The following is a 15,916-nucleotide window of genomic DNA, read 5'->3' as shown; positions in this document are numbered from 1 at the left end:
GTATCCATGACCATGAAGATTGAGCCGCGCAGCGGCCGACTGGTGCGCGTGCGCACCACCCAGCACGTCGAACTGACCGGATTCCTCGCGCCCGCCCCCGCGGCGGATGCGCCCCTGCTGATCAGCCTGCACGGCCTGAGCGGCAACTTCGACACCAGCTTCACCTTCGACTTCCTGCAAAGCCCCGACCTGGCCGGCGTCCACCTGCTGTCCATCGGCTGCAGCGGCCACGGCAACATCGCCATGTCGCGGGTCGGCGCCGAACCGGCCTACAGGCTGACCGGCTCGGCGTTCGAATATTTCGACGACTGCGTTGCCGACCTGGCCGCGTGGATGGATTTCGCCGCGCAGTCGCACGGCGGCCCCATCGTGCTGATGGGCCATTCGCTGGGCGCCTCGAAAATCCTGCGCTATGCCGCCGCCACCGCAGATGCGCGCGTGCGCGGCCTGGTGCTGGCCTCGGCCGCCGACCTGCGCGGCGCCTTCTTCGCCCTGCATGGCGAGGAAAAAGCCGCGGCCTTCCTGGCCCAGGCCCGGCAACTGGTGGATGCCGGCCAGGGCCGCGTGCTGATGGGGGAAGACTGTGTCCTGGGCCTGCTGCGACAGCGCATTTCGGCGCAGACCCTGCTGGACCGCTTCGAGGAAGGCCGGCCCGCCGACACCTTCGACTTCCACGGCCGCCGCTCGCCCCAGGCCTTCCGGGATCTCTCGGCGATAACGGCGCCTATCCTGTCGCTGTACGGATCCGAAGGCGAGATCGTCGGTACCGCCGGCGTGCGCGGCGCGATCGAACTGCTGCGCGGCCACGCGACATCCGCGCTATCGTTCTCGTCGGCGGTGCTGGGCGGCAATCATTGGTACGCCGGCCACGAGATCGAGGCCGCCGCCGTCATCGCCAACTGGCTGGCCGGACACGTCCGGGATACAAGGGAACACCATGACTGACGCACGGGGAATCGCCGCACTGGCCCAGGGCTACGCCCAGGGCAGCCTGGATCCGGTGGATGTCGCGCGCCGGGCGCTGGACCAGGCTCGGGCGCCCGGCATGGACTCGGTCTTCATCACGCTGCTGGAAGCGCGCGCCCTGGAAGAGGCCCGCGCCAGCCAGGCGCGCTGGCGCGAAGGCCGCCCGCTCGGGCCGCTGGACGGCGTGCCCCTGGCCTGGAAGGATCTGTTCGACATGGCGGGCACCGTCACCACCTGCGCGTCGGATACGCGGCGACAGGCCGTGCCCGCCGCCACCGATGCGCCCGCCGTGCGCGCGCTGGCCGCCGCCGGCATGGTCAGCGTGGGCAAGACCAACCTGAGCGAGTTCGCCTTCTCGGGGCTGGGCATCAACCTGCATTTCGGCACGCCGCCCAACCCCCACGATGCCGCGGTCCCGCGCATCCCCGGCGGCTCGTCGTCGGGATCGGCGGTGGCCGTCGCCCGGCAGGTCGTACCCTGCGCCATGGGCACCGACACCTCGGGCTCGATCCGGGTGCCGGCCGCCCTGAACGGCCTGGTCGGATGGAAGCCCAGCTCGGCCCGCTACGATCAGCGCGGCGTCTTTCCGCTGGCGCCCTCGCTCGACAGCATCGGCCCCCTGGTCCAGACCGTGGCCGATGCCTGCCTGATCGACGACGCCCTGCTGGGCCGCGCGCCCCTTCTGCGGGCCAGCACCGAGCGCCCCGCCGCACGGCTGGTGATTCCCTCCGGCACCCTCATGAGCGAACTCGAGCCGGGCGTGGCCGCCGCGTTCGAGGACACGGCCGAGCGCCTGGCCAAGCGCGGCTTCATCGTCGAGCGCCGCGCCATCCCCGTGCTGGACCTGGCCCATCACCTGTTCGCCACGTTCGGCACGCTGGTGGGCATCGAGGCGGCCGCCGTGCACCGCGAACTGCTGGACGATCCGGCGGCGCTGGCCCGGGTCGATGCCCGCATCGTCCAACGGCTGCGGCTGGGCCAGGCCATCCCGGCGCAAAACCGGCAGGCCCTGCGCAACAACCGGCCGCTGCTGGTCGCCGCCATGACAGCGGCCCTGGCTGCCGACGAAGCGCTGCTGTTCCCCACCGTGCCCATGGCCGCCCCGCCCATCGCGGCGCTGGCGGCCGATCCGGTCTGGTTCGCGCAATGCAATGCGCGCGTGCTGCGCAACACCATGATAGGCAGCTACCTGGACATGCCCACGCTCGCCCTGCCCTGCGGCACCGACGGCGCGGGCCTGCCCGCCGGCATGAGCCTGGCTATGGCGACCGGCCGCGACGAGGCCCTGCTGGCGCTCGGCCTTGCCGTCGAACACGAACTGGCGGCCTAGGTTCACCATTTCCGGCGGCCGGCCAGCGTCTCGGCCAGCAGCCGGAAATCGCCGCGCAGCGACCACCAGGGATGGGTGAAGGTGGCGGGGCGGTTCCTCTCGAAGAAGAAATGCCCGGTCCAGGCCAGGCCGTACCCACAGGCCAGCGCGGCCACGAGCAGCCAGGGCTGGCGCAGCCCGGCCGCCAACAGCGCCAGGATCAGGGCCAGGCCGGTGCCCACCACGTGCAAGCGCCGGGAAACGGGATGCGCATGTTCTCCCAGGTAGAACCGGTAGAACTCGTCGAAAGTGCGATAGCGCCGCGCGGTTCCATGCATGTTCCGCCCTCCCCGAGAATACCCACAAATGAGTAATGCCCTTCTTGCGTCACGCCGTATATCATTCTGTAACTGAATTCCAATTCCATGGGGGAATCGCACAGATGAGAATACTCGCCGAAAAGGGGCACTCGACCGCGCCCTCGGCCCGGTCCGGCAATCATGGCACGCGCTCGGGCCGGGCGGCAGTGGCCGTGATGCTGTTGTCGGCCATGCTGGCCGCGTGTGGCGGCGGCAGCGGGGCCAAGCCCGCGCCCGAGGCCGGCAAGGTATCCGGCGCCGTCACCTACGACTTCGTGCCGGCCGTCCAGGACAAGGGGCTGGACTTCGCCGCCACCCGTGCGCTGCCCGTTCGCGGCGCGGTGGTGGAAGCCTTCAGCACGACCGAGATCCTGGGCAGCACCGTGACCGACGCCCAGGGCAAGTACTCCCTCGTGCTGCCTCCGGGCCGCGAGGTCAAGATCCGGGTGCAGGCGCGCCTCTTGCGCGAAAGCAAGGAAGGCGCCTGGAGCGTGGCGATACGCGACAACACCGGGCCGGGCTACACGGCGGTTCCCACCAACGCGCCCATCTATGCCATGGAAAGCAAGGAACTGTCCGTTCCTCAGGAAAGCATGGTCCTCGACCTGCACGCGGCGTCGGGCTGGAGCGGCAGCAACACCGCGGGCCAGTACACCGGCGCCCGCGCGGCCGCGCCCTTCTCCGTGCTCGACCAGGCCTATGGCGCCATGCAGCGTTTCCTGGCCATCGCGCCGGACCTGAACTTCCCGCACCTGAACATCTACTGGAGCGAGAACAACCGGCCGGGCGGAGACAAGCCGGCGGACGGTGAAATCGGCACCAGCCACTTCAATCCGGAAGGCCCCGCTCCCGGCCTCTACATCCTGGGCAAGGCCGACGTCGACACCGACGAATACGACACCGGCGTGCTGGTCCATGAATGGGGCCACTACTTCGAAGGCCGCATCTCCCGCTCGGACTCCGTGGGCGGACAGCACGGCGCCGGCGACAGGCTCGACATGCGCGTCTCCTGGGGCGAAGGCTGGGGCAACGGGCTGGCCGGCATCGTGCGCAACGATCCCATCTACACCGACACCTCCGGGCCGAAGCAGCAAGAGAGCTTTTCGTTCGACGTCAGCGCCCCGCCCGCGCCGCCCAACGACGCCGCCTGGTACAACGAAGCGGCGATGCAGTATTTCATCTACCAGCTTGCGCAGCAGCCCGGCGGCTTCGAGACGACGATCGCCATCCTGCGCAACGAGCAGAAGCTCACGCCGGCCTACACCAGCATTTTCCCGTTCGGCGCCGCGCTGGCCAAGCGCCTGACCGACAGCACGGTGATCGGCAAGGTGAACACGCTACTGACCTCGGTCGGCACGCCCACGCTGGACGAACTCGACGATTGGGGCGGCCCCGCTTCCTACACGATCCCGACCGTGCCGCCGACGGTCGCCAAGCCTTACGTGCGCTTCGATGCGCCCGCCGCCGGCGCCCCCGCTGCCACACAGCAAGCCTGCGTGTCCAACCTGCTGGGCGAAGACTACAACAAGCTGGACCAGGGCCGCTTCCTGCGGCTCGAGGTGCCGAGCGCGGGCACCTACAGGCTGAGCGCGACGCTGGTCTCGCCTCCGGCTCTCGATACCAAGGCCCACTTGTGGCTGTCCCGCCAGGGTGTCAAGATCCAGGAGGACGACGAAGCGATCGAGAGCGCGCTCGAAGCCGGCACCTATACCGCCTTCCTGGTCGATACCGCCCTGACCAACGGCGACGACGATGACGACGAGAAGAGCAGTTCCGCTCCCGCCCCCGGTCCCGGCGCGGTCCCCGCCAACACCCGTGTCTGCTACCAGGTGAGTCTTGAACGTACTTCCGCAGGAGCCCTGTAATGCGCCCGCCTCTGAACACCCCTGCCGTGCGCGTCCGCGCGCCGCGCGTCGCCGCCGCCCGCCTGGCCGTCCTGCTGGCGGCCGCCCTGCCCATTCTTCCCGCCTGCGCCCATGACGCCCGGCAGGCGCCCGCCGCGACAGCCACCGGCGCCAACGCCTTCGTGGCCCACCCCGGCAAGCCCGGCGACCTCGTCGCCGTCTCGGTGCGCGCGCCGGCGGCGCCGCTGGCCACCGGCCCCACGTCCGTGGGCCTGTCGCTGCGCGGATCGCCGGGCGTGACCCAGGTCGAACTGAAATACGGCGTCGAAGGGGCGCTGCGGGTGGACGCGGCATCGCCCACGGTCGTCCCGCTCGATGCCCAGCGGCGCGCCGTCGTCGAGGTGCCGCTTACGGTGCTGGGCACGGGCGTGCACTACCTGAACGTATACGTCACGGCCAACGGACGGCACAGCGCCCTCTCGGTGCGCGTGGACGCCGGCCAGGCCTCCACCCTGAATCGCAAGCAGTCCGCGCCCGACCAGGGCGGCTTCGTCGTGCTGCCGGCGCAGGAAACCCGCTCCGGCGGGACCGCGCGCTAGCGTAGCCCCCGGGCGGCGCATTCGCGCCGCCCATCCCTACGCCGGCCGAGCGCCATGCCCGGCCGGCCGCACAACGCTCAATCCACCTGCACGCCTATCATCTTCGCGATCTCGCCCTGGCGCCGGTATTCCTTGTGCACGAAATCGGCGAACTCGCGGCGAGTCATCGGCGAATTGATCGATCCGCGTTCCTCCATGGAACGCTCGAACGCCGGGTCGCCCAGCACCGCGTTCACCGCCTGGTGCAGGCGATCCAGCCTTTCGGGCGGGGTCCCCTTGGGCACGAACAGGCCATCCCAGGCGAACAGTTCATAACCCGGCACTCCGCTCTCGGCCAGCGTGGGCGCGTCCGGCAGCGTGGGAATGCGCTGCGGCGTGGATACCGCCAGCACCTTGATCTGCTTGCTCTTGGCCAGCGGCACCAGGTAGGGCGCCACGTCGATCATGAAGGACACGCGGCCCGACCGCACGTCGGTCGATGCCGGCGCGCCGCCCTTGTATGGCACGTGCGTCAGATCGATCTTCGCCATCTGCTGCAGCAGGCCACAGGCCATGTGCGAGGCCGTGCCGTTGCCCGCCGAGGCGCAGGTCAGTTCGCCCGGGTGCTTCTTCGCATAGCCGATCAGCTCCTGCGCGGAATTGAACGGCGAATCGGGGCTGACGAACATCACCATCGAGATGACCGAGAAGCGCGCGACCGGCTCGAAATCGTCCGGCGCATAGCCCACCGACTTGTACAGCCAGTGGTTGGTCGCCATCGTGCCATTCGTGCCGAACACCACCGTCTGCCCATCCGGGGTGGCCCGGGCGCCGGCGGCCGTGCCGATGTTGCCCCCCGCCCCGGCCCGGTTGTCGATGATGATGGGCTGGCGCAACTGCTTTTCCATTTCCCTCGCGTACAGCCGGGCCAGCGTATCGCCCCCGCCGCCCGCGACGAAAGGCACGATCATGGTCAACGGACGCTGAGGCCAGTCAGCCGCTGCGGGGGCGCCCGAGACCATCGCGGCCAGCAGGGCCAAGGTACCGAGGATGCGGGTCGGCGTCCCGTTCTTCTTCACATGCATGCTTGTCTCCTCTTGTGTTTGCGGACCTGGCTCGTCAATCCACGCCGGCCTCGAGCAGCTCGACCGGATCGCCGTAGCGGGCGGCAATCCCGACCACTTCGGGATCGCGCAGCGCGCACAGGAAACCCCGGTCGATCAGCGTATTGGGCCCCGCCGTGACGGTGGCATCCAGGCAGACCAGGTCCATGTGCACGGGCGGCTCTTCCCAGTCGGGCAGCACGCGGCGGATGTAGTCGCTCGGCTTGGCCAGGTCGATGCCGAAATGCAGCGCGCCCGGCGCGTTCGAGCCGGCGGGATAGATGGTGTGGCGCGGCGCCTTGGGGTTGAAGCCGCAGCCGCCGCCCTCGATCATGCGGCCGCCCACCAGCATGTCGCGCAGGATATTCGCTTCCTCGGAGCTACCTTCCACCGCGCTGACGTACTCGCCTTCGAAGCGCACGGCGATCCGTTCCTCGAAGGGCCGCGCAAAGCCCACGGCCCACTGCGGATAGATCACGCCGGACATCGGCGTCTTGACGGCATGGTCGTTGCGCACCGCCGTCCGGTCCCACAGGTTGGGGCCATGGGTGGGCAGGTAGTGCACGTAGCAGCCGGGCTCCTCGGCCGTGGTCACGCCGCGCCAGCGGTTCGACGACAGCATCGTCTCGCGCGTTTCCGGCGTGAAGCCGATGCGAAAATCGGTCCCGCGCATGTCGGTGAAATGCAGGTCGAAATCCTGGCCCCGGGGATAGCGGCCGGCCGTGGCCCGGCACAGCGCCCCGACGATCTCGCTCGGGAAGCGCGCTTGCGGCGTATGCAGCAGGTCCAGGTTGCGGAAATAGGTGATCTTCACCCAGCGCTGCCCCTTCTTGCGCAGCGCGATGCAGAACGGATCCTCGATCGAACAGAACCAGGTGGACACGACGAAGTCCGCCTGTTCGAGCAGGCCTTTCACGGGCTCCGGCACCTCTGTCACGCGCGAGTCGGGCTCGGTATAGACGCGCACCTGCGCGCCGCGAGCCTTGGCCAGCCCCACCACCGCATCCACCACCCGGATGTCGAGCAATTGGTCGGTCAGCATCAGCACGCGTTCGCCCGGCCGGATGGCGAACACCTTGGCGAAGTTGTCCAGCGCCTGGAAGAAATGCTTGGTCTGCACGACGGAGTCGGCCGGCGCAGGCGGCAGTCCGACGAAGGCAGAAGGTGGAATCATGTCGTCCTCTTACTTAGAGCTATAATTAAATTGCATGCAAATTATTAGATGATTTTCTTTTTTATTCAATATCAATCTATTTTTGCATGCAACTCTGCATGATCTTGACATAGCGGTTACTATCCCCCGCACACAGGACTACGACGCACGTCCCGGCAGATGGCCACTCAAATACACACGGTCGCAGGCGAACTGCGCCGACGCATCATGTCCGGCGCCTATCCGCCCGGCGAACGGCTGGTCGAATTGCAGCTTGCCGCGGACCTGGGCGTTTCACGCACGCCCATCCGCCTCGCGTTCGAGGAACTGGTCAAGGAAGGCTTGCTGGAACGGCTACCGACCCGCGGCTTCCGGGTCAAGGCCGTGGACCTCGACGACCTCGCCAACGCCCTGGACGTGCGCGGCGCGCTGGAGGGCATGGCGGCGCGGCTGGTGGCCGAGCAAGGCGCGCCGCCTGATGTGATGCAGTCCCTGCGCGATTGCGTGGAAGAAGGCTGGAACCTGCTGGAGGATGCGGCCGGCAGCGGCTATCGCGTGGAAACGCCCCGGTGGTCCGCCATGAACGAGAAATTCCACGCGATACTGATACAGGCCGCCGGCAATCCGCCGCTGGCCAGCGCGCTGGCGCACGTCTCGCAGATCCCGCTGGTGGGCGCGGCCGTGCTGGGCCTGGGCCTGGACGACACCATGCCGCAGCCCGAGTACGCCTACATCCACCGCGCCCAGCAGGACCACGACGACATCGTCGCGGCCATCGAACTGGGCGAAGGCGCGCGCGCCGAAAGCCTGATGCGCGAACACGTGCGCCGCAGCCGCGACAACAAGCGCCGCATCTACCAGCTCCGCGTCGACGCGCTGCGCCGGCCCTCCAGGTAAGGACAGGGCGCGGCCGCTACAATAGAGCCCATTGCAAACTATCGCGGAACAGGTGTGCACATGGCTCGCATGATCTATTGCGTCAAACTCAAGAAAGAAGCCGAAGGTCTGGACTTCCCGCCCTACCCGGGCGAACTCGGCACCAAGATCTGGCAAAGCATTTCCAAAGAGGCCTGGCACGAATGGGTCCAGACCCAGACCCGCCTGGTCAACGAGAACCGCCTGAACCTGGCCGACGCCCGCGCCCGCAAATACCTGCAACAGCAGATGCAGCGCTACCTGTTCGAAGACGGCAACGTAGAAGCCCAAGGCTACGTCCCGCCGAATTAAGCCCCCCCCCGTACTAAGCCCCCCCCTACGCCCTTCGGGCGCCCCCCAGGGGGCGGCGCTGGCGGACCGGCAAAGCCGGATCCGCTGCGCCCTGGGTCTGGGGACGCTCACGAAAGAAAGACGGCCTTGCTTGTACGCAAGGCCGTTTTCATTTTCAACCGAACCAGCTGCCAGGCAGTATCGCCAGTCCCCGCCAGCCCGTTGTTACCCCAGGATGCGGTGGATCCGGCTCCGCCGGTCCACCCGCATCGCCCCCTGGGGGGCGCCCGAAGGGCGTAGGGGGGGGTATAACCTCCTACCCCGCCGCGGCTTCCCGCTCGACGTTGTCCACGCCCGTGTGGCGCACGTCTCGGCCCTTGACCATATAGACCACCAGTTCGCACATGTTCTTGGCATGGTCGCCGATGCGCTCGAGCGCCTTGGCGATGAACAGCAGCTCGATGGAACGCGAGATCTTGCGGGGATCCTCGATCATGTAGGTGATCAACTGGCGGATCACGCCCTGCCACTCCGAGTCCACCGACTTGTCCTGCCGGACGACCTGGGCCGCGGCCTGCGCGTCCAGGCGGGCGAAGGCATCCAGGGCCTTGCGCAGCATCGTGACCACCGTATTGGCCATGTGCCAGAGCTCGACGGCGGGCATGTTGACACGGCCGGCCTCGTGGATGAGCTTGGCCATGCGGGCGATCTTCTCGGCCTCGTCGCCGGCGCGCTCCATGTCGGTGATCATCTTGATCACCGTGATGATCATGCGCAGGTCGCCGGCGGTGGGCTGGCGGCGGGCCAGGATGTGGCTGCACGCCTCGTCCAGGTCCACCTCGAAGCGGTTGACCTCGGTATCGCGCACGATCACGCGCTCCAGCGCGGCCAGGTCGCCGTTGGCCAGGCCATCGATGGCGCCGGTGATCTGGGATTCGACCAGGCCTCCCATCTGCAGGAAGCGCGACCGGACTTCCTCGAGTTCGGCGTCGTATTGTTTGTGGGTATGTTCAGTCATGCCGGCTCCCAGCGCAAGAACAATGGCCTGGCCGTTTGTACCCCGGCCGCATGGGCAATGCATCGCGCAGTTTATGAACGTCATGTGACAGGAATATGTCTTGGACGTTCGCCGCGCGGACGATGTGGCTAGGCGTGGCGCGGCTTGTCGAGCCGGCGCACGCCGGACTGCGTGGCCAGCAGGGCCACGTCCGCGCCTCGCAGCGCGAACAGGCCGCAGGTCACCACGCCGGCAAGGTCGTTGATCACCTTTTCCAGGCCCTGCGCCTCGGCGATCTGCATGCCGTGCACGTCCAGGATGACGTTGCCGTTGTCGGTGACGAAGCCTTCGCGCAGCCGGGGCTGCCCGCCCAGGAGGCGCAGCGCGCGGGCCACCGCCTCGCGGGCCATGGGGATCACCTCGACCGGCAGCGGGAAGGCTCCCAGTTGCTCGACCAGCTTGGATTCGTCGGCGATGCAGATGAAGCGCTCGGCCACCGAGGCGACGATCTTCTCGCGGGTCAGCGCGCCGCCGCCGCCCTTGATCATGTGCAGGTGGTCGTCGATCTCGTCCGCGCCGTCGACGTAGATGGGCATGAAAGCCACGTCGTTCAGGTCGAACACCGGCAGCCCGTGGCCGGCCAGGCGCGCCGCGCTGCGCTCGGAACTGGCGACCGTGCCGCGGATGCGCCCCTTGTAGGCGGCCAGTCCGTCGATGAACAGGTCGGCCGTCGACCCCGTGCCGACTCCGATGACCACGTCCGGCGCCGCCACGTCGGCGACGAAGGCAAGCGCCGCGTCGGCCGCCTGCTGTTTCAGTTCCTGTTGAGAAAGCATAATAAGTGGTGCAAAGTCGGTGCTAAGGGTTGTCAGCAGACACTTTAGCACTTGGACGCGCGAACGCCACCGGCGTTCCGGTCACCGCGCGGACACGCGCGCAGGAAAGGGGCCTTCATGCTGATGGAAATAGACGCCACCACCACACTCCTGGTCGCCATCGTGGTGCTGTTGATCGGGCGCTGGCTGATCGGCCGGATACCGCCGCTGCAGCGGTACAACATTCCCGAACCGGTGGTGGGCGGGATGCTGGCGGCGGTCGCCATCACGATCGCCAAGGTCGCCGCCGGCGCCGAACTGTCGTTCGACATGGCGCTGCAGACGCCTTTCATGCTGGCCTTCTTCGCCACCGTGGGCCTGGGCGCCGACGTCAGGACGCTGGTCCGCGGCGGCCGGGGCGTGATCCTGTTCCTGGTCGCCATCGCGATCATGCTCGTGCTGCAGAACGCCATCGGCCTGGCCGGCGCCTTCAGCATGGACCTGCATCCCCTGAACGGACTGCTGGCCGGGTCGGTCACGATGCTGGGCGGCCACGGTACCGGCGCGGCCTACGCCACCCAGTTCTCCGACGTCGACAACCTGCAGGGCGCCATGGAACTGGCCATGGCCTGCGCGACGTTCGGCCTGGTGCTGGGCGGCATCATCGGCGGCCCCGTCGCCCAGCGGCTGATCACGCGCCATGGACTGACGCCGGGCGACGGCGCCTCGGCTCCGTCCGGACAGGCCGGCGCCGACGCGCCGCCCGGAACCTCCCGTCCGCTGACCATGCCGCTCTTTCTGGAAACCCTGCTGCTGATCGTGGCCTGCGTGGTGGCCGGCAGCACGCTGGGGGAACTGATGAAGGGCAAGGTACTGACCCTGCCTCCGTTCGTCTGGACGCTGTTCACGGGCGTCGTGCTGCGCAATGTGCTGGGGCTGGCCCGCATCCGCGAAGTCGACGACGCCGCGGTGCAGTTGTTCGGCGGCGTGGCGCTGTCGCTGTTCCTGACCATGGCGCTGATCTCGCTGCGGCTGTGGGAACTGGTGTCGCTGGCCCTGCCCATCCTGGCGATCCTGGCCGTGCAGACGGCTTTCGTCGCGGTCTACACCAGCCTGGTCACCTTCCGCATCATGGGCGGCAACTACGACGCCGCGGTGCTGGCCGCCGGCGCCTGCGGCATCGGCCTGGGCGCCACCCCCACCGCCATCGCCAACATGCAGGCGGTCACCAACAAGTACGGCCCCTCCCCCCAGGCTTTCCTGATACTGCCCATCGTCGGCGCGTTCCTGATCGACATCACCAACGCTCTGGTCATCCAGGGTTATCTCAGCCTGCCGCTTTTCGGCTTCTGACAGCGAGCGCGACCATGATCCGACGATTGCTTCTTCTCGTCCTGGCTACCGTGCTGCTGTCGGGTTGCAGCCGCGGGCCCGACCAGTCCCAGGTCCAGGCCGCCGTGGAGAACCGTTTGCAGGCGGTCTTCGCCAAGCCGGTGCTGGACGTGGAATCCCTCCGGCGCCTGGGCAGCGGTCCGCTGGCCGACGCGCCCGACGGCTCGGCCCGCCGCATCGTCTATTTCAACGGCCGCTTCCGCCTGGCCCGCGACTATGCCTTCGGCGACTGGCAGTCGCTCAATCCGGCCGCGCTGGCCACGCTGCTGGGTGCCACCGAGCGCGGCGTGGAAGGCATCGCGCGCGACGGCAACCGCGCCGGCGACCTCCTGCAGGTCCGCGGCTCGGTCACCTTCCGCGAAGGCCCCGACGGATGGCAGGCGGTGGACTTCGTGCCGCCCCCGCAGGCCGCGGCCAGCCAGGCCGCCGCCGGCTCGCCGGCCCGGGCGACCATCGAACGCATCCAGAATCTGTTCAACACCCTGCCCCCCAACAGTCCGCGCGCCCGCGCCATCATCACCGAGGAACTGGCGGCGGCCGACCGGCAGATCACGCGCCGCCTGGACCGGCTGCGGCGCGCCTTTGTGGTGGCGGGCGGGCCGGAAACCGGCGAGTACGACCTGGTCGCCCGGACCATCGCCGCCCGGCTGACCGCCCAGGGCTTCCGCGCCAGCGGCTCGTCCACCCAGGGCAGTATCGAGAATCTCCAGTTGCTTCAGCGGGGCGCGGCCAACATCGCGCTCGCGCAGGGCGACATCGCCAGGCAGGCCTACCTGGGCCAGGGCGCCTTCGGCGGCACGGCCCATAACCCCGGCCTGCGCGCCATCGCCAGCCTGTACCCGGAAGCCTTCCACATCGCGGTGCTGGCCGACGGTCCGGTGCAGTCCATCGCGGACCTGCGCGGCCGCCGGATGGATGCCGGCCTGGCCGCGTCCGGCACCCGCGCCTCGGCGCTGCAGGTGTTGGCGGCGCACGGGCTCCCGGCCGGCAGCGTGGAACTGGTGTCCAGCGCCGATTTCGACCACGCTGTGCGGGCCCTGGTCGACAAGCAGGTCGACGCGATCGCCAGCGTGATCCACGCCCCGGCGCGGCAACTGCAACGCCTGGCCGCCGATCATCGCCTGCGCATCCTGCCGCTGTCGCCACCGGCCATCGCGCAGCTCGCGCGGGACGACCCCGCCTTCGTGCGCCTCGTGCTGGCCCCCGGCACCTATCCGGGCCAGGGTGCGCCCATCGCGACGGTGGGCGTCACCGCGCTGCTGGTCACGGGTGCGGATACGCCCGCGGACGAAGTGCGCAGCGTGCTGCAAGCGGTGTTCGAACAGGCCGACTTCGTGGCGGCGGGCAGCCCGGCCGGCGGGCAGATCACGCGCGCGACCGCCCTCGAAGGCGTGACCATCCCCATGCACGAAGCCGCCGAGCGTTATTTCAAGGCGGAACCGGCCCCGCGTTAGATCGAAGTCAATCCCCCGGAGGCCACGCGCGCGCAAGCAGCTCGGCGCACACCGCGTCGCCGTGGCCGGTGTCGCTGTCTCCGTACAGCCAGCTGGCCTGCGCCAGCCGCGCCGCCACGAAGGCTTCCCCCACCAGGCCGCCCGGCGCCTCCAGCAGCAGCGCCGCCTGCATCAGCCCGGCCAGCAGGCCGGCGATGCGGCGCGCTTTGAACTCGGCCTGGCCGTCGCCCGCGCATAGGTCCATCCAGGTCTGCCAGGCCGAGCGGAACTCCGGACTGCCGCCGCCGCGCTCGCGCAGATGTTCGCCCAGCGCCTCGAACGCCTGCGGATCGCGCCGGATCGCGCGCAGCACGTCCAGGCACATGACGTTGCCCGACCCTTCCCAGATCGCGTTGACGGGCGCCTCGCGGTAGAGCCTGGGCATCGGGCCGTCCTCGACGTAGCCGTTGCCGCCGCAGGCCTCCATGCATTCGGCGACGGCCGACACGGCGCGCTTGCAGACCCAGTACTTGGCCGCCGGCGTGACGATGCGCCGTATGGCCCGCTCCAGCGGCTCATCGGACTCGTAGGCACGGGCCAGCCGCAGCCCCAGCGCGGTCGCGGCCTCGCTTTCCAATGCAAGGTCGGCCAGGACGTGGCGCATCAAGGGCTGCCGGCTCAGCGGCCGGCCGAACGCCTGACGCCGCGAGCAGAAGTGCAGCGCCTGGACCGTGGCCTGCCGCAGCAGCGCGGCGCTGCCCAGCACGCAGTCCAGCCGCGTGTAGGTGGCCATCTCGACGATGGTGGCGATGCCACGCCCCGGTTCTCCCAGCATGGCGCCCCAGGCGCCGTGGAACTGGACCTCGGCGCTGGCGTTGCTGCGATTGCCCAGCTTGTCCTTCAGGCGCTGGATGCGGATGCCGTTGCGGCGGCCGTCGGGCGCGTAGCGCGGCACGAAGAAGCACGACAGGCCTTCATCGGCCTGGGCCAGTACCAGATGGGCGTCGGACTGGGGCACGGAATAGAACCACTTGTGGCCGTCGAGCAGATAGCCTCGTCCCCGGCCCGGCGCCCCGCATGGCACGGCCCGGGTGGTGTTGGTCCGCACGTCCGAGCCGCCCTGTTTCTCGGTCATGCCCATGCCGATCAGCACGCCGCGCTTGTCGGCAACGGGCGCATCGGAACAATCGTAGTGGCGGGCATGCAGGCGCGGCAGCCAGTCGCGGGCGAAATCGATGTCTCCGGCCGGCTCGCGCGCCAGCACGGGAATCGCGCCGAAGGTCATGGTGGTCGGGCACAGCGTGCCGGCCTCGACCTGGCCCTGCATGAGGTAGCCCGCCGCCCGCGCGACCATGGCACCCGGCGCGGGCGCCGCCCATGGCCCGGAATGCAGTCCGCGCGCGACGATGTCCGTCATCAGGACGTGCCAGGCGGGATGGAAGCGCACTTCGTCGATGCGGCGCCCGACCGGATCCAGGGGCACGAAGCGCGGCGGATGTTCGTTGGCGTCGCGGCCAGCGTCGATGGCCTCGCTGCTCCCCAGCCAGCGCCCCTGCTCGCGCAGGGATGCCTCGGCATGGCCGGCCCCTTCGCGCCGGACCGCTTCCCGCAGCGCGGGATCGGTGTCGTACAGGTTGTAGCCGGCGCACGGCTCCACCACGTTGAAAGCATCGTCCCGGTCGCAGTCCGTCATGATCGCTCCCCGCCGCCGCGGCGGCATCGTCGCCATGCCTCGAGTGTAGCGCCGGGGGCCCGCGGGCTCAGGCCGCCACGGTTTCCGCCGGATCGCCGTCGCGCAGCCGGGCCACGTCGCGCAGGGGCGGCGAGCCGAACAGGCGGCTGTACTCCCGGCTGAACTGCGACGCGCTTTCATAACCGACGCGGCGGGCCGCGCTGCCGGCATCCAGCAGTTCGGACAGCATCAGCGTGCGCGCCTCGCGCAGCCGCAGTTGCTTCTGGAACTGTAGCGGGCTCATGGCCGTGACGGCCTTGAAATGGTGATGCAGCGACGACGGGCTCATGTTGACCGCCTGTGCGAGTGCCTCGATGCGCAGCGGTACGGTGTAGTTCTCCTTGATCCAGGCGATGGCGCGGGCGATCTGGCTGGAAGCCCCGGCCGACAGGGCAGCCTGGCGCAGTCGCCGCCCCAGTTCGCCGGTCAGCACCCGGTACAGGATCTCGCGCTCGGCCAGCGGCCCCAGCACCGGCAGATGCTCGGGCGTGTCCAGCAGGCGCACCAGGCGCAGCATGGGCTCGATCAGGGCGACCGGCGTCGTGCCCACGGCCAGTCCCCGCATGCCGGGCGCCTCCGGCGCCGGCGGCAGGCCGTGCTCGCCCACCAGTTCGCCCAGGCGCTGCGGGTCGATGTCCAGCGCCACGCACAGATAGGGCTCGACCCGCGACGCACAGGTGATGCGGGCCTGCACCGGCAGGTCGAACGAAGACAGCAGGAAGTGGCGTTCGTCGTACTCGTAGACGGCCTCGCCCAGTTCGACGCGCTTGGCGCCCTGCGCGGCGATCGTCAGCGAAGGCCGGTAGAAGCCGCAATTGGATGCCGACGGACCGGAGAAGCGCACGAACGACAGCCCCGGATACGCGCTGGGATGCGTCCCATCGGCCGGCGCGTGCCGCGCGATGCGGCCGGCCAGCTCGCGCCGCGCGGCGGCCAGCCGTCCTGGGGCTTCGTCCGATGGAACGGTATCGGCGGGAAGAGCCGGCTGGGACATGGTCATCGCGGGAAACAGGCTCGGAGCGACGATAT

At 69.2% G+C, this 15,916-nt stretch carries 15 protein-coding genes; 8 read left to right on the top strand and 7 right to left on the bottom strand.

Features of this window, described 5'->3' with window-relative positions:
- Positions 1-6: 6 nt before the first annotated feature.
- The gene (locus tag EV675_RS27965) at positions 7-945 is read left to right on the top strand and encodes an alpha/beta fold hydrolase (RefSeq protein WP_130361884.1); all 939 of its coding nucleotides are present in this window, start codon (positions 7-9) and stop codon (positions 943-945) included.
- A complete protein-coding gene (locus EV675_RS27960) occupies positions 938-2,296 on the top strand; it encodes an amidase family protein (RefSeq protein ID WP_130361883.1) in 1,359 nt (452 codons plus the stop codon). The genes EV675_RS27965 and EV675_RS27960 overlap by 8 nt, the downstream gene beginning before the upstream one ends.
- Positions 2,297-2,298: 2 nt before the next feature.
- Here the strand turns inward: EV675_RS27960 and EV675_RS27955 are convergent, their stop codons facing one another.
- On the bottom strand, positions 2,299-2,613 hold the full coding sequence (locus EV675_RS27955) for an Mpo1-like protein (protein ID WP_130361882.1): 315 nt from the start codon (positions 2,611-2,613) through the stop codon (positions 2,299-2,301).
- 104 nt (positions 2,614-2,717) lie between these two features.
- Here EV675_RS27955 and EV675_RS27950 point away from each other — a divergent pair, with 104 nt between their 5' ends.
- Together EV675_RS27950 and EV675_RS27945 are read left to right on the top strand one after the other, a co-directional pair.
- Positions 2,718-4,499: a hypothetical protein gene (locus tag EV675_RS27950; RefSeq protein WP_130361881.1), complete on the top strand. Its 1,782-nt coding sequence runs from the start codon at positions 2,718-2,720 to the stop codon at positions 4,497-4,499.
- On the top strand, positions 4,499-5,077 hold the full coding sequence (locus EV675_RS27945) for a hypothetical protein (protein WP_130361880.1): 579 nt from the start codon (positions 4,499-4,501) through the stop codon (positions 5,075-5,077). The genes EV675_RS27950 and EV675_RS27945 overlap by 1 nt, the downstream gene beginning before the upstream one ends.
- A gap of 77 nt (positions 5,078-5,154) precedes the next feature.
- Here the strand turns inward: EV675_RS27945 and EV675_RS27940 are convergent, their stop codons facing one another.
- A complete protein-coding gene (locus EV675_RS27940) occupies positions 5,155-6,141 on the bottom strand; it encodes a Bug family tripartite tricarboxylate transporter substrate binding protein (RefSeq protein ID WP_130361879.1) in 987 nt (328 codons plus the stop codon).
- Between the two features lie 34 nt (positions 6,142-6,175).
- Positions 6,176-7,333 (bottom strand): hypothetical protein, encoded by a 1,158-nt coding sequence (locus EV675_RS27935; protein ID WP_130361878.1) that lies wholly within the window; start codon positions 7,331-7,333, stop codon positions 6,176-6,178.
- A gap of 159 nt (positions 7,334-7,492) precedes the next feature.
- On the opposite strand from EV675_RS27935, the gene EV675_RS27930 reads away from it, so the two are divergent.
- Positions 7,493-8,209 (top strand): GntR family transcriptional regulator, encoded by a 717-nt coding sequence (locus tag EV675_RS27930; protein ID WP_130361877.1) that lies wholly within the window; start codon positions 7,493-7,495, stop codon positions 8,207-8,209.
- 60 nt (positions 8,210-8,269) lie between these two features.
- Complete coding sequence (locus tag EV675_RS27925) at positions 8,270-8,539, top strand: oxidative damage protection protein (protein ID WP_130361876.1); 270 nt, start codon at positions 8,270-8,272, stop codon at positions 8,537-8,539.
- A gap of 295 nt (positions 8,540-8,834) precedes the next feature.
- On the opposite strand, the gene phoU is transcribed toward EV675_RS27925, so the two are convergent.
- Together phoU and rpiA are read right to left on the bottom strand one after the other, a co-directional pair.
- The gene (phoU, locus tag EV675_RS27920) at positions 8,835-9,536 is read right to left on the bottom strand and encodes a phosphate signaling complex protein PhoU (protein WP_124690040.1); all 702 of its coding nucleotides are present in this window, start codon (positions 9,534-9,536) and stop codon (positions 8,835-8,837) included.
- Between the two features lie 128 nt (positions 9,537-9,664).
- Positions 9,665-10,351 carry a ribose-5-phosphate isomerase RpiA gene (gene rpiA, locus EV675_RS27915; RefSeq protein WP_130361875.1) on the bottom strand — a complete coding sequence of 229 codons (687 nt, stop codon included), beginning with the start codon at positions 10,349-10,351 and terminating at the stop codon, positions 9,665-9,667.
- Between the two features lie 117 nt (positions 10,352-10,468).
- Between rpiA and gltS the strand changes: the two genes are divergently transcribed.
- Together gltS and EV675_RS27905 are read left to right on the top strand one after the other, a co-directional pair.
- Entirely contained in the window at positions 10,469-11,683 is a 1,215-nt protein-coding gene (gene gltS / locus EV675_RS27910; protein WP_130361874.1) for a sodium/glutamate symporter, read from the top strand.
- 14 nt (positions 11,684-11,697) lie between these two features.
- Positions 11,698-13,176 (top strand): TAXI family TRAP transporter solute-binding subunit, encoded by a 1,479-nt coding sequence (locus EV675_RS27905; protein WP_130361873.1) that lies wholly within the window; start codon positions 11,698-11,700, stop codon positions 13,174-13,176.
- A gap of 7 nt (positions 13,177-13,183) precedes the next feature.
- Here EV675_RS27905 and EV675_RS27900 read toward each other — a convergent pair whose 3' ends face one another.
- Both EV675_RS27900 and EV675_RS27895 read right to left on the bottom strand, forming a co-directional pair.
- Positions 13,184-14,848 carry an isovaleryl-CoA dehydrogenase gene (locus EV675_RS27900; protein ID WP_130361872.1) on the bottom strand — a complete coding sequence of 555 codons (1,665 nt, stop codon included), beginning with the start codon at positions 14,846-14,848 and terminating at the stop codon, positions 13,184-13,186.
- Positions 14,849-14,915: 67 nt separating this feature from the next.
- Entirely contained in the window at positions 14,916-15,887 is a 972-nt protein-coding gene (locus EV675_RS27895) for an AraC family transcriptional regulator (RefSeq protein ID WP_423213250.1), read from the bottom strand.
- Positions 15,888-15,916 lie beyond the last annotated feature (29 nt).

Origin of the sequence: Pigmentiphaga kullae (genome assembly GCF_004216695.1) — a bacterium.
GTDB lineage: Bacteria > Pseudomonadota > Gammaproteobacteria > Burkholderiales > Burkholderiaceae_B > Pigmentiphaga > Pigmentiphaga kullae.
This window is presented reverse-complemented; position numbering and strand designations above follow the sequence as displayed.